Raw genomic sequence first — 17,897 nt, forward strand, 5'->3', positions numbered from 1 at the left:
GCATGTCCAGAAACGGTCCTTTGGCCCTCGGTTTCCATGGTTTGGTGGTGCTGTTCATGATGGCGCCGCTGGTGGTGGTGTGCCTGGTGGCGTTCACCCCGGAAAACACCTTGAGCCTGCCCACATCGGGCTTTTCCCTGCGCTGGTTTCGCGCCGTATTCGAACGCGCCGACTTCATCCAGGCCTTCTATAACAGCCTGATCCTGGCGTTTACCGCCGCGTCCCTGGCGACCTTGATCGCGGTACCGGCGGCTTTGGCGATCAGTCGCTATACGTTCCCCGGGCGCAACTTTTTCAGTGCACTGTTTCTGTCGCCGATCATCATCCCGCACCTGGTGCTGGGCGTGGCGATGCTGCGCCTGTTTGCGTTGATGGGCGTTAATGGCAGCTTTACCTGGCTGATGCTGGCGCACGTGGTGATCATCACTCCCTATGTACTGCGCCTGGTGCTGGCGGCAGCGATCGGGATTGATCGCAGTGCCGAGCAGGCCGCCGAATCCCTCGGAGCCGGGCGCTTTACGTTGTTCCGGCAAATCACCTTGCCGATGATTTTGCCTGGGGTGGCCGGTGGTTGGTTGCTGGCGTTCATCAACAGTTTCGATGAGGTGACCCTGTCAATCTTCGTCAGTTCACCTGCCACACAAACCCTGCCGGTGCGCATGTACGTGTATGCCACTGAGTCCATCGATCCAATGATGGCGGCGGTATCGGCGCTGGTGATCGCACTCACCGCAGCGACCATGATTCTGCTCGATCGGGTCTACGGCCTGGACCGTGTACTGGTGGGGAAACATTGATGGCGCTGTTCAAGCGGCTGACCGAAACCCAGCGCCCAGCCCTGGCGTTCACCCTTGATGGGCAGCCGGCCACCGGGCTGCTCGGCGATACCTTGCTGACTGCCATGCTGACCTGCGCCGACCATCTGCGCGGCAGCGATTTCAGCGCCGAACGCCGCGCCGGTTTTTGCCTGATGGGTGCGTGCCAGGATTGTTGGGTACGGCTTGCCGATGGGCGACGCGTACGGGCCTGCTCGACGTTGCTCGAAGAAGGTCACGCGATCAGCCGCGATCCAGGACGGCAGCCATGAAGCCCGTGGCAATTGTAGGCGCAGGCCCAGCGGGCATCGCTGCCGCACGTACGCTGCTCGATCACGGCATAAAACCCTGCTTGATCGATGAGAACCTGCGCGGCGGCGGGCAGATATATCGGCGCCAACCGGCAAACTTCCAGCGCTCGGCCAAACAACTCTACGGCTTTGAAGCGAGCAAGGCGCAGACCGTGCATCGCATCATGGACGAGCTTGCGCCGTTGATCGACTACCGGCCGCAAACCCTGGTATGGAACGCCGAGGACAACCGTCTCGACCTGCTCACCAGCGGTCGCATCGACAGCGTTGAGTATTCGCGCATCATTGTCGCCACCGGCGCCACCGACCGCATCCTGCCGGTGCCGGGCTGGACCTTGCCGGGCGTCTACAGCCTGGGCGCGGCGCAAATCGCCTTGAAGTACCAGGGCTGCGCAATTGGCGAACGCGTAGTGTTTTGTGGTTCCGGACCACTGCTCTATCTCGTCGCTTATCAATATGCCCAGGCGGGCGCCAAGGTGTTGGCCGTGCTCGACAGTGCGCCGTTCAGTGCCCAATGTCGCGCATTACCGGCGCTGCTCAGGCAACCGGCGACCCTGGCAAAGGGTTTGTATTACCGTGCTTGGCTGACGACCCATGGGATTGCCGTGCATCAGGGCGCAACACTGTCGCAGATCGATGGAGAGCAACGGGTCCACGGCATTCGCTGGGGCGAACAGACGCTGGAATGCGATGCGGTGGCCTTCGCGCATGCCCTGCGCAGCGAAACGCAACTAGCGGATTTACTCGGCTGTGACTTTGCCTGGAATAATCTCAACCGCGCCTGGTTGCCGCAGCGGGACTGCGCTGGGCGCAGCAGCGTCGAGGCGGTGTATCTGGCTGGCGATGGCGCAGGGATCATGGGCGCGGATGCGGCGCAGATGGCTGGCGAATGTGCGGCGTTGGCGCTGCTGGAGGATGCCGGCATTACGGTCGATCAGCACCGCCAGGATACGCTGCAGAAGCAGTTGGCGAGGATCCAGGGCTTTCGTCAGGGCCTGGAAACCGCGTTCCCTTTCCCCGAACAATGGGCTGTGCAAGCCCCCGACGAACTGATTCTGTGCCGCTGCGAAGAGGTCAGCGTCGGTGAAGTGCGGGCAGTAGTGGATGAGGGTCACTGGGAAATAAATCGGGTCAAAGCCCATTGCCGCATTGGCATGGGCCGCTGCCAGGGACGGATGTGCGGGTTGGCGACGGCGGAAATTGTCGCCCAGCGCAGCGGGCGTGGCATCGAACAAGTCGGACGCCTGCGAGGCCAAGCGCCGATCAAGCCGCTGCCGTTTGGCGTGGAGGGGCAACCATGATCGACGTCATCGTCCTGGGCGGCGGGATCGTCGGCGCTTCGGCAGCTTTGACACTCGCGCGAAAAGGCCAGCGGGTGGCGCTGGTGGAACGGGATTTTTGTGGCTCGCACTCCAGCGGCGTCAATTATGGCGGCGTGCGCCGCCAGGGCCGGCCCTTGCATCAGTTACCGTTGTCCCAGCGCGCCCATCAACTGTGGGCCGACTTGCCAGGCTTGATTGGCATTAGTGGCGAGTACGTGCGCTGCGGGCATTTGAAGCTGGCGCGCAGCCCGGCAGATTTTGCTGCGCTGCATGCGTATGCCGAACAAACCCGTGGCTTCGACCTGGGCTTGCAGCTGTTGGATCGCACTGAGTTGCGCGGGCGTTTCCCCTGGGTGGGCGACGTGGCAGTGGGTGCCTCCTTGTGCCCGGAAGACGGACATGCCAACCCGCGACTAGTGGCCCCTGCCTTCGCCCGTGCCGCCCTACGCCACGGCGCCGAGGTGTACGAGCAAGCCGAAGTGATCGGCATCGAGTACAACAGCCAACAGTTCCAGGTGCACTGTGCCAATGGCTTGCATCTGCAAGCCCCCTGGCTGCTCAACTGCGCCGGTGCCTGGGCCGGCAGTGTCGCTGCACAGTTTGACGAGCCGGTACCGATTACCTCGGCGCACCCGGCGATGCTGGTCACCGAACCACTGCCGGTGGTGATGACTGTCAGTACCGGTGTCGAGGGCGGAGGGATCTATGCGCGGCAAGTCGCCAGGGGCAACTGCATCCTCGGCGGCGGTCGCGGCTTTGCCCTCGGCCCACAGCAAGCCAGGCCAGGCCAGGCCGCGCTGCTGGAAATTCTGCGCAATGCCAGCGAACTCTATCCATTTCTCAAGGGTGCCCAGGCGATCCGGACCTGGAGCGGCACCGAAGGTTACTTGCCCGATCACGAACCGGTGATCGGCCCCAGCAGCACCCAACCTGGCCTGCTCCACGGTTTCGGCTTCGCCGGCGCCGGGTTCCAGCTCGGCCCCGCAGTCGGCGAAGCCCTGGCAGAGATTGTCTGCGCAGGGGCCAGCCGCCAACCCATCGAAGCGTTTTCCATCCGTCGTTTCCAAGCCTGAGAGGAAAAACATCCATGCACTCACGCATCGCTTTATCCTGCTTGTCCCTCGCCTTGCTCACCGGCACCGCCCATGCCGCCCCCACGCTGTATCTGGGCATGAACGGCGGTACCATGGAACGGGTGTACGCCGACAAGGTGCTGCCCGCCTTCGAGAAAGCCAACAACGTCAAGGTGGTGATCGTACCCGGCACCTCCTCGGACATCCTTGCCAAGGTCCAAGCCAACAAGGCCAACCCGCAGATGCACGTCATGTTCCTCGACGACGGCATCATGTACCGCGCGATCTCCATGGGCCTGTGCGACAAGCTCGCGCCAAGCCCGACCCTGGAGCAGATCCCGGCCAAGGCCAGAATCAAGGACGAAGCCGTGGCCGTAACACTGGGCGTCACCGGCCTGGGTTACAACGCCAAGATGTTCAAGGACAAGGGCTGGTCCGCACCCACCTCGTGGATGGACCTGGCCGACCCGCGTTTCAAGGACAAAGTGGTGTTCCAGTCCCTGGCCTCCTCCACCTTTGGCCTGCACGGTTTCCTGATGTTCAACCGCATCCAGGGTGGCGATGAAACCAATGTAGAACCGGGCTTCAAAGCCTGGCCTACGAGCGTCGGCCCCAACGTACTGGAATACATCGCCAGCTCCGCGAAGATCTCCGAGATGGTGCAAACCGACGAAGCCGCACTCTTCCCCCTGACGCCGACCCAGGTCGCCACGCAGAAGCTGTTGGGCATCCCCATGGAATATGCGCAGCCCAAGGAAGGCGCGGTGGTTCTCAACGTGGCCGAATGCGTGATCGCCCGCAATGACCAGCCGGAACTGGCGCAGAAACTCGCAGCGTTCTTGCTGACCGCCGAGGCCCAGGCGCCGGCGCTGGAGGACGGCGACCAGATCCCTTCGAACCCGACGACGCCCACCACCGAAAAGACCCGGGCACGGGTGGAAGCCATGCAAGGTTACTTGCAGACGGCGATTTCAATTGACTGGGACCAGGTTAACCAGGCGAGGCCGGAATGGAATGCGCGGTGGAGTCGCTCGATTGAGCGTTGAGGCTTGAGCGCTGCGCAATCGCGGCCAGTTCATCGCGGGTGCTACTGATGACAGCACCTGCATTGAGCAACTCATTGACCGCCTGTACACCCCCCTCCTCGCTGATGCTGCGGCACGCCGGCAGGTGCAGGACCACTTGCAATCCGGCCTTGAGCAACTGCAACACAGTGGTCTTGACGCAGTAGTCCAAAGCCAGGCCGCCGACGATCACACGCACCACCCCTCGGGCCTTGAGGTATTCGATGACGCCGGTGGACAGTTTGTCATGCAGGTCGTGGTAGCAGGCGCCATATGGGTGCAGGTCGGGTTCGACGCCCTTCCAGACGAAGTAGTCATAGTCATAAGGCGCTGGCAGTTCGTCGAGCAACGTGAAGCCTTCGGTACCCGGCACGCAGTGGCTGACCCAGGTGACATCGGCGTGGGCAAGGCCAGTGGGCTGCAACATCTGGCTGTGCTGCGCAACCACCCAAGGGGCATGCGGGGTGTGGGCGTCCTTGCTGCCGATGCGATGACCGGCGAGGCTGGCCATGTAGTTGAGTTCGGCGCCAATGCGGTCGCCACCGACCACCGGCAATTCGTTGGGGCACAAAGGCGTGAAGCTTTTCTGCGCGTCGACGTCGAATGAAGCGATGGCGGTTTTCGCAAGGGTCATGGTGATTCTCCGGTGGCAGGCCCCAGGTGACGGAGTGTCAGTCACTTTATAGATGGCTGGCAACACCGCCATGGGTACAAGTCGAATCGTCGCACCGCCCCTCCCATGTTTTTAACGGTGCATGGCTTCAGTTCATCCAGTTGCCGCCATCCACGTTGTAGGTCTGGGCCACCACATAGTCGGCTTCCTTCGACGCCAGGAAGATCGCCATTCCGGTCAGATCTTGCGCCGTGCCCATGCGCCCGAACGGTACCTCATCCCCTACCCGCTTTTTCTTCTCGCCAGGTGCCAGCCCCTCATGCCTGGCAAACAGCGCATCAACGGCGTCCCAGTGCTCGCCGTCCACTACGCCCGGGGCGATGGCATTGACGTTGATGCCCTGCTTGATCAGGTTCAACCCCGCCGATTGCGTCAGGCTGATCACCGCCGCCTTGGTCGCACAATAGACGGCTACCAACGGCTCACCCCGCCGTCCGGCCTGGCTGGCCATGTTGATGATCTTGCCGCCATGGCCCTGGCTGATCATCTGCCGCGCCGCGGCTTGTAGCGTGAACAGGGTGCCGGCGACGTTGATCGAGAACAGCCGCTCAAAGCTGTCGCGGGTAATGTCGATAATAGGTGCCAGGTCGAACAGCGCAGCATTGTTGATCAGGATATCCAGCTTGCCGGCATGGGCCACGACCGCGGCGATGGCGGCGTCGATGCAAGCTTGATCGGTGACGTCCATCGCCACGGCGTAAGCCTGGGGGCCCAATTCGGCGGCGGTGGCCTGGGCGCGTTGCAGGTTGATGTCGGCAATGGCAACGGTAGCGCCTTCAGCAATATAGGCCTGGGCAAATGCTCGGCCGATACCCCGCGCCGATCCGGTGATCAACGCGCTTTTACCTTCGAGTCGTTTCATCGCGGTGTCCTGTAAAAATGAGTTCGGGTCGCCGGCACATTGCACCTGTTGTTTTTGTGGGCGTGCTTCGATTACAGCAGCTCGGCCTGGCCCTCACAAACGACTGGCGACTGCGCGGCTGATACTTTTTTAACTTCAAGCCCAGGATCAAAAAAGTACCAGTGCAAGGCAAAACCGGGGTAGCACACTGATTGCCGGTGCGCGTATTTTGAGTCCATTGCACAACGACAAGAGGCAGCACCATGCCCATCAGCCGCGCCAGCCCGTTCGAGCACCGCCCTGCGGAGCTTGAAGTGATCCTGCCCGAACCGGAGCATGGTTTTCGCTGGTTCGAACATGACTATCCCTATGAGCTGGCGCGCTGGAACCACCACCCCGAGTTCGAGATTCACCTGATCCGCCAAGGCAGCGGCAAGCTGGTGGCGGGCGACTATATTGGTGCGTTCAGCGCCGGTCATGTCGCGTTGATCGGTCCTGACCTGCCCCACGACTGGATCGGCGACCTGGCGCCGGGCGAATACCTGAGCGGCCGCGACGTGGTGCTGCAGTTCGACGGCGCCGCCCTCCTCGCCCTGCGCACCACCCTGCCTGAGCTCGGCGATCTACAACCGTTGTTTGAACGGGCGCGATGCGGCCTTGAATTCAGCGGCGAAGCAGCAGCGAGTGCGGCACGACTGATGGAGGCCATCGGCAGCGCCCATGGCCTGCAACGCCTGACCCTGTTCCTGCAGCTGCTCGACACCCTGAAGAACGCCTCGCCCACACAGGCCAAGACCCTGGCCAGCCCGTACTACGCACCCACCCTGGATGCGCGCAGTGCCGATCGCATCAACAAAGCCTTCGATTACCTGATGCGCGAACTGACCGGCGACGTGCGCCTATCGGACATTGCGCGGCAATTGGAGATGAGCGAGCCGGGCTTCTCGCGTTTTTTCAAGCGCAACACCGGCCACGGTTTTATCGACCTGATGCGCAAGTTCCGCGTGCAACGTGCCTGCCGGTTGTTGTTGCAAAGCCAGATGTCGGTGGCGGATATCTGCTTTGAAGTGGGCTACGCCAACCTGTCCAATTTCAACCGCCACTTTCGCATCGAAATGCACCAGACGCCGAGCGAATACCGGCGGCAGACTGCACTGCATTTATTCAACCCCATCGCCAATCAACCACCACGCGCCAAGCTCACCTATTGACCCAGTGCCTGTTGCGCCAGGCAAGCCACCCGCAACTCAGCCTCGGCGCGCTCGCGTTCCTGATCTTCCAGAAACCAGGCGGCGGACAGCCCAGCGTGAGCCACCACCCATTGCAGCAGACGCGTGCGCGACAGCCCCGCCGCCTGCGTAATCACCTCGACCTGGCGGCTGAAACGCTGCGGGTCGCTAGCAGTAGGCAAATCCGGATTGCAGATCAGGTTGACGTAATCGTAGCCGCGCTCACCCACCACCCGTTTTGGATCAATCGCCAGCCAACCCCGAGGGCCGAAGTCGAGAATATTGTTGTGATGGATATCTCCGTGCAGCACCACCCTATCCTGTTGCGCCGCCAACAAGGTACGGGCCATCGCCGCGCAATCGCGTAGCACGCCACCTTCGCGCTCGGCGGCGTTCCACAAGGCATTGAACCATTCATCCAGTCCAAGCAAACCCTCGGGCGGCGATGCGCGGGGCGCATGCAGTCGGGCCACGGTAGCGCAGGCGATCTGGCTGGCTTCGTCGTCCTGGCCATTGAGGGCCATGCGCATCAAGGAACCTGGCCCAGTGGCGCGCTCCATCAATACTGCGGTGTGGTCATGGGCAAACACCTGAGCCGCGCCGTCGCCTGCCCACCAACTCAACAAACGACCGCCAAGCTTTTCTTCCGAGGTATGGGCAATTTTCAACATCGCCGCCATGCCTTGCCAGCGCACCGGCAAAAGGTGACTGCCAGGCGTAACGATAGGCTCGCCATCGGCACTCAAGCTCCAGGCGCGCAGATAGTGATCGAACATATGAGTGCTCCAGTGGGTGGGCACAGGATGACATGTAACCCGCAGGTTTTCTGACCAAAGCGTCGGCTAATTCGCGTTTTTTCCAAACAGTTCAAGCCATTGGCACAAGTTGGTACAGCCTGTGCAAACGTTTGCGGAACGAACTTGGCTGCCAAGTTCAGCCCTACCCGATGAATCGGGCTAAACCGTGTACGAATAAGGACTTTCAATGCATCCCACCTCTAAGCCTCGTGCTTGCCTTGGTGTTTCCCTGCTACTGGCCGCCGTTACGGGAGTACTCAGTGGCCCCATTTTGGCGCAACAAAAGCCCGTCGATGATTCAGCCCAGGGCGAAACCCTTAGCCCTGAGGCCAGCCCACCGGCGAAAAAAGGCGTTTACCTGTCGGAGTGGTTCAACCAGGACCTGACGCTGATCGGCAGCAAAGACATCAGCTTCGGCCCCAAGCCTCAGGACGATGTCTACCTGGAGTACGAGTACTTCGGGCGCAAGGGGCCCTTTGAGCTGTACGGCTATATCGACGTGCCGAAGATCCTCACCATCGGTAACAGTAATGACAAAGGTGTATGGGACCATGGCTCGCCGGTATTCATGGAGCATGAACCGCGGATCTCCATCGACTACCTCGCAGGGCGCAGCCTGGCGATCGGCCCGTTCAAGGAGTGGTATGTGGCCTTTGACTGGATTTACGATCACGGCAGCCATAAGGAAAACCGCGCCAACACCCTGTACAGCGGCCTGGGCACCGATATCGACACCCACTCGCGGGTCAACCTGTCGGCCAACTTTTATGGCCGCTACCAGTGGGAAAACTACGGTGCCAGCAATGAATATTCCTGGGATGGCTACCGCGCGCAGATGAAGTACATCGTGCCCATCGGTAAGTTCGACAACGGTGCTTCGCTGACCTATATCGGCTTTACCAACTACGACTTCGGCTCGGACCTGCACAAGGACAACCCGGCGCGCACCGCCAATTCCCTGGTGGCTACCAACGTGTTGCTGTACGCGTTCACCCACCTGCGCTTTACCCTGGTGGGTCGCTACTTTCACAACGGTGGCAACTGGGAAGACGGCAGCGAGTTGAATTTCGGCGAAGGCAACTTCCGCGCCCGCTCTGATGGCTGGGGTTACTACGCCGGCGTGGGTTACCAATTCTGATCAAGGAGCTGTACATGAACGCACTGACTCGTATCTCGCTGGCCGTCGGCCTCGCTCTGCTGCCCCACGTAGTGCTGGCGGATAACCCCGCACCGATCAAGCCCAAGGTGATGTTGATCACCATGTTCGCCCCCGAGGCGCAAACCTGGATCGACCGCCTGGAACTCAAGCAGGAAGTACGCGTGCCAGGGCTGTCTGCCGAATACCCAGTGATTCGCTGCAACACCCAGGACGTGTGCCTGCTGGTAACCGGCATGGGCCAGACCAACGCCGCTGCGTCGACACTGGCCCTGGCCTTGTCGCCCAAATTCGACCTGCGCCAGAGCTATTTCCTGATTGCCGGTATCGCCGGTATCAGCCCCAAGCACGGCACCATCGGCACCGCCGCCTGGGCCCATTACCTGGTGGAGTTCGGCACCCAGTGGGAGCTGGATTCACGGGATGCGCCCAAGGACTGGCCGACCGGTTATATCGGCATCAACACCAAGGGGCCCAACGAAAAGCCACCGCTGGACTACAAGACCGAAGTATTCGAGCTCAACCCCAAGCTGCAAGCCAAGGCGTTTGCCTTGTCGCACAAGGTGGAGCTGACCGAGAGCAAAGAATCCGCCGCCTGGCGCAAGCACTATCCCGACGCTCCGGCCAACCAGCCGCCGCAAGTCACGCGCTGCGACACGCTGGCGGGCAATACCTGGTTTTCCGGCACCCGCCTGAGCGAACGCGCCGAAGTCTGGACCAAGTTGCTCACCGACAATAAAGGCGAATACTGCACCACCCAGCAGGAAGACAACTCCACCTATGAAGCGCTGCTGCGGGCCAGCCGCGAAGGTTTGGTGGATATCCAGCGCCTGGCCGTGGTGCGCGCAGGCTCTGACTTTGACCGGCCTTATCCGGGTTACAGCGAGGTCGACAACTTGCTCAAGTATGCGGACCAGGGCGGCTTTGTACCGGCACTGGAAAACCTGTACCGCACGGGCAACCCGCTGGTGCAGGCGATTGTGAAGCAGTGGTCGGCGTGGGAAAAAGGCGTACCCGAGGTCGAGTAAAGATATGAAGTGGGAGGGGCTTACCCCCTCCCACATTTGAGACGATGTCACGGCAGCAGGATGAATTTGTCCGGGCTGCCGCTGTTCACTTGCTCATAACACTCAACTCCATCAGCCAACGCCACTTCGCGCAGGCCGGTGGGCAACGGCAACAACCCCTCATCAAAGAACCGCCCGAACGCCCCTAACATCACCGCACATTGCTCACAGCTATAGAGCAACGAATTGACGCCTACCACCGTCCCCCCCTTGCGATACAGCGCCAGAGCCGGCAGTTGCACGTGGCCGTCGACCGGCGCGGCAATGATTGCGATACGGCCGAAAGGCGCCAACCCCGCCACTGCAGCGGGCAACCAGAAACCGCTGGTATCGAAGATCACCTCGGCGCCGCCCTTGAACACGGCGTGCACTTGTACGCCCAGTTCCTGCGGTTGGCCCAGGGCAATCGCCTCCACGCCTTGCGCCTGTAAGACATCCACCTGATCAGGGCGACGCACCGCTGCCAGCACCTGCGCACCACGAAGCTTCGCCAGTGCCAACGCCGCGCTGCCAACGGCACCATTGGCGCCGATCACCAGCAACCGCGTGCCCTTGCCCACACCACTGCGTTCCAGCGCGTCCCAGGCCGTGGTATACGGCACGCCAAGGCTCGCGGCCTGGGTGAAGCTCAAGTGACCGGGCTTGGGCACCACGCCTGTGGCCAATACCCGAAGGTATTGGGCATGGGAGCCGTCAGCAAAAAAGCCCAGGTCGCGACCGGTGCCCCAGACTTCCTGACCGAGCAAGGCTGGCGGACCTTCGACCACCACCCCGGCAAAATCGCGCCCGGGAATGCGCGGCAGCGTGGTGTAGGGAAACCGGCCAAGTACGTTTTTCACATCGCTGGGGTTCAGACCGGCGGCTTTAACCTGGACCAGCACTTCATCGGCAGACGGTACGGGCGTGGCAACATCGACCAGGCGCAGGTCGGCGAGGTCGCCACTGGCGCTAAATTGTAGTGCTTTCATTAAAGGCATCCGTCGAAGAAGAAAAGGCTCAGGACAACCAACCGCTGACCAACTGCCGCCCCATGGGCCACAACTGTTCGCCGAGCAGCATGCCCATCAGCCCCACCAGAGCAATGGCCGGCGGTGCGGGCGAACGGAAGCCCAGCGCGCCGTAGATCAGGCCGACAAACAGGCCGATGGCCAAGGAAATCAGATAGTTCATGGTGACTACGCCCGGTTGATTGATGGGCTCAGCTTAAGGTGCGACTGGCTTCGGCATCGGCCAAGTGCTTCAGGATTTCGGCCAACCCGCGTACTGCGAAGGCGATACACCCAGTTCACGGCGGAACATGTCGCTGAAACTGCTGGGCGAATACCCCAGGGCACGAGCAATGCCGCTCACCGACCGGCCCTGGATCAGTTCCGCCGCCGCCGTCGCCAACTGCACTTGGCGCCGCCACTGCGCGAAGCCCATGCCCAGGTGGTTCTGGAACAACCGCGCCAGGGTGCGCACGCTGGCACCGACAGTTTCGGCGTGCTGCTCGAAAGGGATGTCCAGGGACGGCGCAGCCATGACCGCCCGGCATACACTGCTTAGCCGACGATCAGTCGCCACCGGCATGACGATACGGATTTGCGAGCGGCGTGCCCGTTGCAGCTCCAACAGGACCAGGCCAACGAGCGCCTCGTAGTAGCCGGCATCGGCGTGATCGACCTGCTCCACTAACGTCACGATCAATTCACGCAATAACCGGCCCACCTCAATCACCTGCACCTGACTGTCCAGCGTCGCCGCCAACGCCGGGCGCAGGTAGATGTTGCGCATCTGCAAGTCGGAGACAACACGGATGCCGTGTTCGACTCCCGGCGGCAACCACACGGCGCGCTGCGGCGCAACTATCAGGGCTTCACGGGGCGTCTCGACCCACATCACGCCGCTCATCGCATAGAGCAACTGGCCCCATTCATGGCGATGGGGTTCCACATACAACCCACGCGGGTACGTGCGTGCCAGGGGCTGCACTGGGACGGCTTGATCACTGAGGTCGGGGGGCGCGGCCAGGGCCATGGCGGGTATATGTCAATCAAGGGAAAGGCGACCATGGTAAAGACTGGCCGCCGACAAGCGAACTGTTTTTACTCACCCGGCAGGCCCGGGTTGTCCGAGCCTGCAGGTAGATCACGTCAAGTGCGGGCCGACTTGGCGCACTCACAGCCGGTCGCGGCGGCGCAGGGCTCACCGTGGGCATGGTGCTCGGCACAGCCTTGGCAGCAATAACCCTTACCGTCCTTCATGATCGCATCGGCACCCAGTACGCATTTGCAGTGTGGGCAAGCACAGGTTTTATCTGGCATGGTCAGACTCCTTCTTCATGGTCGTCCCGGTGCAGCGAACGCCACACCTTAAGCAGTGACTCCACGCAGAGCGCCAAGGTTCAGCGCCGTCAGTCGGCCGCCCGGGTATTGCTGCGGTACATGAACACCAGTGCCAGCGCCAGGCACAGCATCGCCACGATGCGGCTGCCCGACAATTCGATCGCCGGGTTGCCCAGCCAGCCAAAGTTGTCGATCAGCATGCCCATGCCCAACTGCCCGACAATCACCGCCACCGTGGCGACCGCCGTGCCAACCACAGGCACCGCGCCGACCATCACCAGCATGTACACCACGCCGAACAAGGCGCCGGTCAATTGCCATTTCGGCACATCCAGCAGGCTGACGGCCTGGGCCGGCTCGAAGAAAAATATCAACAACGCCGTGGTGAGTGCACCAACGGCAAAAGTCAGCAGGCTGCTGCGCAATACCCCAACCGTCTGGCCAAGGCGCCCATTGATCGCGGCCTGCACACTCAACACCGCCCCTGCTGCAATCACCACCACCAATAACAGAATCAGATTCATCGTCTTACCCTCGTGCAATCAGGACCAATGCCGCCACAATCAACGCCAGCGCAATCCAGCGTTCGCCATTGACGCGCTTGCGCGCCGTGCCGAACCAACCGAAGTGGTCGATCAATACACTCTTGCCCACCTGGCCGGACAGGATCGCAATCATGGTCATGGCGATACCGATGTGGGGCGTGGCTAGGGTCAGCACCACCACATACATCGGCCCCAGGAACCCACCAATCAACTGCCAGCGCGGCAGTTGGGTAAATGCCGGGCCCTTCTGCGGGCCGCTGAACAGCAGCAGTAGAAGGAGAATCGCGGTGCCGACGCCAAAGATGCTCAAGGTCGCCCACAAATGCCCGACCTGCGCGCCCAACGGCCCGAGCAGGCCAGCCTCCACCGACAGGCCCATGCCCGCCAGGATCACCAACGGCAACAACAGCAACCGCAGAAAATTTTTGTTAGGTCTGGCCTGCGCCACACCTTCGATAGAACGTGCCTGCATAGATCACCTGCGCATCAACAAAGAAAACATGGCGCGCATTATCCGGTGGCCGTCCTGTGCGATAAATGGGAGCATGCAAACAACACCTTTGCGCAACACGCACAGCCAGGAGAGATGATGCAGGGTTTGAATGAGCTGAGTTTCAAGGCGCTGCGCCTGTTCGTCGCCGTGCTCGACCATGGCAGTTTTTCCGAAGTGGCCCGCCGAGAAAGCCTGGCACCCTCCTCCATTTCGCGGCAGATTCAACTGATGGAACAGGCCCTCGGCCAGCAATTGCTGTACCGCCACACCCGCGCCGTAAGCCCCACCGAAGCCGGGCGCCTGCTGGGGCGTCACGCGCGGCTGGTATTGGAGCAGCTGGAAACGGCGAACCAAGCCCTGCAGGAACAAGACAGTGAGCCCAGCGGACTGGTGCGTATCAATGCGCCGATGGTATTCGGCCAGCGCCACCTTTCACCGTGGTTGGGGCAACTGTGCCGGCGTTACCCGAAGCTGCAACTGGATATCCAGCAAACCGATACCTTCGTCGACCCACTGCAAGACGGCACCGACCTGCTGTTTCGCATTGGCGTGCTCAATGATTCGGGTATGCAGGCACGCATCTTCGCGCCCCAGCGCTTTCGCATCGCCGCAAGCCCCGCCTACCTGGCGCAACACGGCACGCCGCGCCACCCCGACGAACTGGTCGACCACCACTGCCTGGCCTACAAAGGCATCACGGGCCAGCAACGCTGGTTCTTCCGGCGCGGCCAAAGTGACTGGACCTCCTACAGCGTCAAGGGCCCGATCACCGGCAACCACGCCGACACCCTGACCCACGCCGCCGAACAGGGCCTGGGCCTGGTGGTGTTTCCGTCCTGGCTGATTGGCGAAAGCCTGCGCGCCGGCAGTTTGCAGGCTGTGCTGACTGAATATGAAGTGGCGACCACCCTGGAGCCCCAGCAGATTGCCGCACTGTGGCCGGGCAGCCGGAGATTGTCGTTGAAAGTGCGTACGGTGATCGACTATTTCGTGGAGTGTTTTGGGACGGTGCCGTATTGGGATCGGCAGATCAAAACAACCACTGCCCAATCAACCACGCATTCGCCCCACTGATCACCGCGAACAGGAACCACGCCAACAGCCGCGTGGGCAGTCGATTGACGAAAGGCCCCATCAACTGCTTGTCACCGGTCATGCGAATCAGTGGATACAGCGCGAACGGCAACTGCAGGCTGAGTACCACCTGGCTGAGAATCAGCAGCTTGCCGATGGCATCGTCGCCCATCAGCCATACCCCAAGGAACGCCGGGATCAACGCCAGTCCGCGAGTGATCAGGCGGCGTTGCCAGCAGGGTATGCGCAGGTTCAGGTAGCCCTCCATGATCACTTGCCCGGCAATGGTGCCGGTAAAGGTCGAACTCTGCCCAGACGCCAGCAACGCTATACCGAACAGGATGCTGGCGAAGGCGCCACCTACCAGTGGGTCGAGCAGATGATAGGCGTCCTGGATTTCCACCACATCGGTATGGCCCGTCTTGTAGAACGCCGCAGCGGCCAGCACCAGGATCGCTGCGTTGACCAACAGTGCCAGAGCCAGGGAACCGATGGTGTCGATACGCGCCAGCTTGACCGCGTCCTGCTTGCTCGCCAGGTCCTTGCCGATCAGGCGCGTCTGCACGATGGAGGTGTGCAGGTAGAGGTTATGGGGCATGACCGTGGCGCCAAGGATGCCGATCGCCAGGTACAACGGCGCCGCGTCGCTGATCGCCGACAGTGAAGGCGTGAAACCGCTGAGCACGTCGGGCCAGTAGGGTTTGATCAGCACCAGTTCGATAAAGAAACACACGCCGATGGTCGCCACCAGCGCCAGCATGATCGCTTCAAGGCGGCGGAAGCCGCGGTTTTGCAGGGCCAGGATCAACAGCGTGTCGAAGGCAGTGATGACAATGCCGGTGGTCAGCGACACGCCAAGCAGCAGGTGAAACGCCAGGGCGCAACCGAGCACTTCGGCAAGATCGGTGGCGATGATGGAGATTTCCGCCAGCAGCCACTGGGTACGTGAGGAGCGCTTGCTGTAACGCTCGCGGCACAGCTGCGCCAGGTCCTTGCCGGTGGCGATGCCCAGCCGTGAGCACAGGCACTGCACCGCCATCCCCGCAAGGCTGGCCAGCAGCACCACAAATAACAGGCTGTAGCCGTAGCGTGAACCGGCTTCAATGGCGGTCGCCCAATTGCCCGGGTCCATGTAGCCAATGGAGATCAACAAGCCGGGGCCGGCGAACATCAACATGCGTTTGAAAAAGGACGCCTTGGGGTCAACGGCAACAGAGCCGGCCACTTCCGGCGGGCAGAACGGAGCGGTAGCGATTTTCGGCAGGTTGAATTTCACGCGCAATTCCAGACAATACACTAGGCTTGGGCAGCAGCTTATCAGTCGGACGCGACTGTGCGCATCACTGTATCTCGCGGCAAATCAAAGGCCTCTACCACTTGCACAACCAGGTCCAGCTCCTGGTTCAGCGCCTCGCGCTCCATGCGCTGACGAATCACACCGACCACCAATACCGCCAAGGTGGTGATCGAATACGCCGGGCCGGAAAACGCTCGCACGCCGCTGACCAGCAACATCGCCGCAGCCAGCGCCTGGCCCACCACCGGAATCGCCGTGGCTGCACCCCGACGCAGGATAAACCCGGTCAGCCCGGCCAGCGCGGTACCGCTCAAGGCTGTGGTGGCCGAGCGGCCCACATCGAAGCGCGTGAACAGCCCCTGCTCTTTTTGCGCCGCAGCCTTGAGTTCGGCGTCGAACGCCTGACGGTCGGTGCGGCTGAGTTTGTCCTTGTACTGCTCGATCAGTTTTTCAGCGACCTGCGCTTCGATATCCGCCAGCGCCACGCTTTGAAGTGGCTCGTCGAACTTGATGCCCAGGCGTTGCGCCACCTCCTCGGCAATCTGGCGATAGCTCACCCCGTGACCACGGGCCAGGTTCATGAAGCTGTCACCGCCCATGCGCTGCAACTCGATGGCCAGTTTCAGCGGTTCACGCACACTGGCGTCGATCGAGGCACTGCGCTTTTGCGCCATCAGCTCGGCGAGGAACTTCAGCTCTTCAGGACGCGCCTGCACCAGCGCCGGGAACAGTTCGGCATCTTCTTCGGCAAAGCGCACTTCGCTGCTGCGCAGGTCAGCGCGGATCAGACCACGGCGCTCCTGCAGCAAGTCGGTGTACTGCACCACCGTCTTCAATTGCGGCCAATAAGCGGCATGATCGAAGCTGGCCAGATGCACATTGGTGACCTTGGTCTTGAGTGCAGGCGTAACGTCAATCGCATAACGGCCGATGCAGCGCTCGCTATCCGGCTTCAAGGCCAGCGCCCAGTCCTTGCTGGAATAGCAGTTGATCAGCCGGCCCTTGAGCGGCGCCGACACGTCATCCCAAGGGCTTGACGTACAGATCGCCCCGCCCATCAGCAACAGGTTATTCAACGGCAGCTCGCGGGCGATATCGGGGCTGGCCAACAGACTCTTGACCAGAATACGTGCGCCCAGGGAATGACCGATCAGGTTGATGCGCCGCACCGGCAGCGCCTCGTCGTGCAGGTAGCCGGCCAGTTCAGGCAACAAGGTCCTGGCCACTTCATCGACCCGCGCCTCGACACTTTTGTAATGGTCAAGAAAATAGGCAATCGCCCTACCGACGCCCACCGTCGCTGCGCCCAGGCCACCACCGCCAAGCATCGAAGCGATCACATCCTTGAACGGCGCGAACAGGTTTTCCAGAAAGTGCCCCGCCGGCCAGAACAGCATCAGGTTGGTCGAGCCTTCGATACCCGCCAGTTGTGCCTTGAAATTGCCCAGTTGCTGGCGGTTGAAGAAGGCCGAATAACCGTGAACATAGAGATTGAGCACATCCCCCTGGGGCTCGCCACATAGAACGAATGTGGGCTTGCGGGTGCGGTGCATTTCATCCCACTGGTGTTGCATGGGCCGGTGACTCCTGTTGGCAAGGGATGGCGATAGTAACAAACAGTGCCCGCAAGGAAGGTGAATCCTGACGGGCGTTAGCCACGTTCAGGACAACGGGAATAACCCGAGTCGAGCACGCCACACCAGCCGCGCTCCGGAAGAAATTGTGTGTACATTCTTCAGCCTGGCGGGTGAGCAATAAACTCTGTGCATTCAGGAACCAGTATTACTTCAAAAAAAACCGCCCTTTCGGGCGGTTG

20 protein-coding genes are annotated in these 17,897 nt (G+C 61.5%); 9 read left to right on the forward strand and 11 right to left on the reverse strand.

What is annotated here, in order from left to right; all coding sequences use genetic code 11:
- The first annotated feature begins 2 nt into the window (after positions 1–2).
- From JH25_RS23880 to JH25_RS23860, 5 genes are read left to right on the forward strand one after another with little or no spacing between them, the layout of a single operon-like run.
- Positions 3–797, forward strand: coding sequence for an ABC transporter permease (locus JH25_RS23880; RefSeq protein ID WP_005787620.1), 795 nt, complete (start codon positions 3–5; stop codon positions 795–797).
- Positions 797–1,087: a (2Fe-2S)-binding protein gene (locus JH25_RS23875; protein WP_005787618.1), complete on the forward strand. Its 291-nt coding sequence runs from the start codon at positions 797–799 to the stop codon at positions 1,085–1,087. The genes JH25_RS23880 and JH25_RS23875 overlap by 1 nt, the downstream gene beginning before the upstream one ends.
- Complete coding sequence (locus tag JH25_RS23870) at positions 1,084–2,427, forward strand: FAD/NAD(P)-dependent oxidoreductase (protein ID WP_032876337.1); 1,344 nt, start codon at positions 1,084–1,086, stop codon at positions 2,425–2,427. Before JH25_RS23875 ends, JH25_RS23870 begins: the two co-directional genes overlap by 4 nt.
- Positions 2,424–3,521 (forward strand): NAD(P)/FAD-dependent oxidoreductase, encoded by a 1,098-nt coding sequence (locus tag JH25_RS23865; RefSeq protein WP_032876339.1) that lies wholly within the window; start codon positions 2,424–2,426, stop codon positions 3,519–3,521. Before JH25_RS23870 ends, JH25_RS23865 begins: the two co-directional genes overlap by 4 nt.
- Positions 3,522–3,535: 14 nt before the next feature.
- Entirely contained in the window at positions 3,536–4,567 is a 1,032-nt protein-coding gene (locus JH25_RS23860) for an ABC transporter substrate-binding protein (protein ID WP_032876340.1), read from the forward strand.
- Here the strand turns inward: JH25_RS23860 and JH25_RS0126770 are convergent.
- Both JH25_RS0126770 and JH25_RS23855 read right to left on the reverse strand, forming a co-directional pair.
- Complete coding sequence (locus tag JH25_RS0126770) at positions 4,512–5,219, reverse strand: isochorismatase family protein (RefSeq protein ID WP_081883270.1); 708 nt, start codon at positions 5,217–5,219, stop codon at positions 4,512–4,514. The two genes, JH25_RS23860 and JH25_RS0126770, sit on opposite strands and share 56 nt — an antisense overlap.
- A 127-nt stretch (positions 5,220–5,346) precedes the next feature.
- Positions 5,347–6,120 carry an L-iditol 2-dehydrogenase gene (locus tag JH25_RS23855; RefSeq protein ID WP_032876342.1) on the reverse strand — a complete coding sequence of 258 codons (774 nt, stop codon included), beginning with the start codon at positions 6,118–6,120 and terminating at the stop codon, positions 5,347–5,349.
- 242 nt (positions 6,121–6,362) lie between these two features.
- Between JH25_RS23855 and JH25_RS23850 the strand changes: the two genes are divergently transcribed.
- Positions 6,363–7,310, forward strand: a complete 948-nt coding sequence (locus JH25_RS23850) for a helix-turn-helix domain-containing protein (protein ID WP_032876343.1) — start codon at positions 6,363–6,365, stop codon at positions 7,308–7,310.
- Here JH25_RS23850 and JH25_RS23845 read toward each other — a convergent pair.
- Positions 7,304–8,104 (reverse strand): aminoglycoside phosphotransferase family protein, encoded by an 801-nt coding sequence (locus JH25_RS23845; protein ID WP_005787606.1) that lies wholly within the window; start codon positions 8,102–8,104, stop codon positions 7,304–7,306. The two genes, JH25_RS23850 and JH25_RS23845, sit on opposite strands and share 7 nt — an antisense overlap.
- Positions 8,105–8,312: 208 nt before the next feature.
- Between JH25_RS23845 and JH25_RS23840 the strand changes: the two genes are divergently transcribed.
- Together JH25_RS23840 and JH25_RS23835 are read left to right on the forward strand one after the other, a co-directional pair.
- Positions 8,313–9,263 carry a nucleoside-specific channel-forming protein Tsx gene (locus JH25_RS23840; protein ID WP_005787604.1) on the forward strand — a complete coding sequence of 317 codons (951 nt, stop codon included), beginning with the start codon at positions 8,313–8,315 and terminating at the stop codon, positions 9,261–9,263.
- A 14-nt stretch (positions 9,264–9,277) separates the two neighbouring features.
- Positions 9,278–10,309, forward strand: coding sequence for a purine-nucleoside phosphorylase (locus JH25_RS23835; RefSeq protein WP_032876345.1), 1,032 nt, complete (start codon positions 9,278–9,280; stop codon positions 10,307–10,309).
- Between the two features lie 47 nt (positions 10,310–10,356).
- Here JH25_RS23835 and JH25_RS23830 read toward each other — a convergent pair whose 3' ends face one another.
- The 6 genes from JH25_RS23830 to JH25_RS23815 all read right to left on the reverse strand — a co-directional run bounded on the left by JH25_RS23830 (position 10,357) and on the right by JH25_RS23815 (position 13,689).
- Positions 10,357–11,316, reverse strand: a complete 960-nt coding sequence (locus tag JH25_RS23830) for a quinone oxidoreductase family protein (RefSeq protein WP_032876348.1) — start codon at positions 11,314–11,316, stop codon at positions 10,357–10,359.
- A gap of 28 nt (positions 11,317–11,344) precedes the next feature.
- Entirely contained in the window at positions 11,345–11,518 is a 174-nt protein-coding gene (locus JH25_RS27775; protein ID WP_081883271.1) for a DUF1427 family protein, read from the reverse strand.
- Between the two features lie 69 nt (positions 11,519–11,587).
- Entirely contained in the window at positions 11,588–12,364 is a 777-nt protein-coding gene (locus JH25_RS23825; RefSeq protein ID WP_032876350.1) for an AraC family transcriptional regulator, read from the reverse strand.
- Between the two features lie 116 nt (positions 12,365–12,480).
- Positions 12,481–12,651, reverse strand: a complete 171-nt coding sequence (locus JH25_RS27780) for a metallothionein (RefSeq protein ID WP_032803483.1) — start codon at positions 12,649–12,651, stop codon at positions 12,481–12,483.
- Between the two features lie 89 nt (positions 12,652–12,740).
- Positions 12,741–13,196, reverse strand: a complete 456-nt coding sequence (locus JH25_RS23820; protein WP_032876352.1) for a DMT family transporter — start codon at positions 13,194–13,196, stop codon at positions 12,741–12,743.
- A gap of 4 nt (positions 13,197–13,200) precedes the next feature.
- Entirely contained in the window at positions 13,201–13,689 is a 489-nt protein-coding gene (locus tag JH25_RS23815) for a DMT family transporter (RefSeq protein WP_032876355.1), read from the reverse strand.
- Between the two features lie 117 nt (positions 13,690–13,806).
- Here JH25_RS23815 and JH25_RS0126775 point away from each other — a divergent pair, with 117 nt between their 5' ends.
- A complete protein-coding gene (locus JH25_RS0126775) occupies positions 13,807–14,784 on the forward strand; it encodes a LysR family transcriptional regulator (protein WP_032876356.1) in 978 nt (325 codons plus the stop codon).
- Here JH25_RS0126775 and JH25_RS23810 read toward each other — a convergent pair.
- Both JH25_RS23810 and JH25_RS23805 read right to left on the reverse strand, forming a co-directional pair.
- Positions 14,741–16,060 carry an Nramp family divalent metal transporter gene (locus tag JH25_RS23810; protein WP_005787588.1) on the reverse strand — a complete coding sequence of 440 codons (1,320 nt, stop codon included), beginning with the start codon at positions 16,058–16,060 and terminating at the stop codon, positions 14,741–14,743. The two genes, JH25_RS0126775 and JH25_RS23810, sit on opposite strands and share 44 nt — an antisense overlap.
- 41 nt (positions 16,061–16,101) lie before the next feature.
- Complete coding sequence (locus JH25_RS23805) at positions 16,102–17,655, reverse strand: DUF726 domain-containing protein (RefSeq protein ID WP_032876359.1); 1,554 nt, start codon at positions 17,653–17,655, stop codon at positions 16,102–16,104.
- Positions 17,656–17,897 lie beyond the last annotated feature (242 nt).

This window comes from Pseudomonas sp. BRG-100 (assembly GCF_000737955.1).
Lineage (GTDB): Bacteria > Pseudomonadota > Gammaproteobacteria > Pseudomonadales > Pseudomonadaceae > Aquipseudomonas > Aquipseudomonas synxantha_A.

Coding starts and splice junctions, on each gene's coding strand:
- JH25_RS23815 (WP_032876355.1), bottom strand. CDS start 13,689: ATGCAGGCACGTTCTATCGAAGGTGTGGCGCAGGCCAGACCTAACAAA.
- JH25_RS0126770 (WP_081883270.1), bottom strand. CDS start 5,219: ATGACCCTTGCGAAAACCGCCATCGCTTCATTCGACGTCGACGCGCAG.
- JH25_RS23835 (WP_032876345.1), top strand. CDS start 9,278: ATGAACGCACTGACTCGTATCTCGCTGGCCGTCGGCCTCGCTCTGCTG.
- JH25_RS27780 (WP_032803483.1), bottom strand. CDS start 12,651: ATGCCAGATAAAACCTGTGCTTGCCCACACTGCAAATGCGTACTGGGT.
- JH25_RS23805 (WP_032876359.1), bottom strand. CDS start 17,655: ATGCAACACCAGTGGGATGAAATGCACCGCACCCGCAAGCCCACATTC.
- JH25_RS27775 (WP_081883271.1), bottom strand. CDS start 11,518: ATGAACTATCTGATTTCCTTGGCCATCGGCCTGTTTGTCGGCCTGATC.
- JH25_RS23845 (WP_005787606.1), bottom strand. CDS start 8,104: ATGTTCGATCACTATCTGCGCGCCTGGAGCTTGAGTGCCGATGGCGAG.
- JH25_RS23875 (WP_005787618.1), top strand. CDS start 797: ATGGCGCTGTTCAAGCGGCTGACCGAAACCCAGCGCCCAGCCCTGGCG.
- JH25_RS23855 (WP_032876342.1), bottom strand. CDS start 6,120: ATGAAACGACTCGAAGGTAAAAGCGCGTTGATCACCGGATCGGCGCGG.
- JH25_RS23880 (WP_005787620.1), top strand. CDS start 3: ATGTCCAGAAACGGTCCTTTGGCCCTCGGTTTCCATGGTTTGGTGGTG.
- JH25_RS23830 (WP_032876348.1), bottom strand. CDS start 11,316: ATGAAAGCACTACAATTTAGCGCCAGTGGCGACCTCGCCGACCTGCGC.
- JH25_RS0126775 (WP_032876356.1), top strand. CDS start 13,807: ATGCAGGGTTTGAATGAGCTGAGTTTCAAGGCGCTGCGCCTGTTCGTC.
- JH25_RS23850 (WP_032876343.1), top strand. CDS start 6,363: ATGCCCATCAGCCGCGCCAGCCCGTTCGAGCACCGCCCTGCGGAGCTT.
- JH25_RS23865 (WP_032876339.1), top strand. CDS start 2,424: ATGATCGACGTCATCGTCCTGGGCGGCGGGATCGTCGGCGCTTCGGCA.
- JH25_RS23860 (WP_032876340.1), top strand. CDS start 3,536: ATGCACTCACGCATCGCTTTATCCTGCTTGTCCCTCGCCTTGCTCACC.
- JH25_RS23870 (WP_032876337.1), top strand. CDS start 1,084: ATGAAGCCCGTGGCAATTGTAGGCGCAGGCCCAGCGGGCATCGCTGCC.
- JH25_RS23840 (WP_005787604.1), top strand. CDS start 8,313: ATGCATCCCACCTCTAAGCCTCGTGCTTGCCTTGGTGTTTCCCTGCTA.
- JH25_RS23820 (WP_032876352.1), bottom strand. CDS start 13,196: ATGAATCTGATTCTGTTATTGGTGGTGGTGATTGCAGCAGGGGCGGTG.
- JH25_RS23825 (WP_032876350.1), bottom strand. CDS start 12,364: ATGGCCCTGGCCGCGCCCCCCGACCTCAGTGATCAAGCCGTCCCAGTG.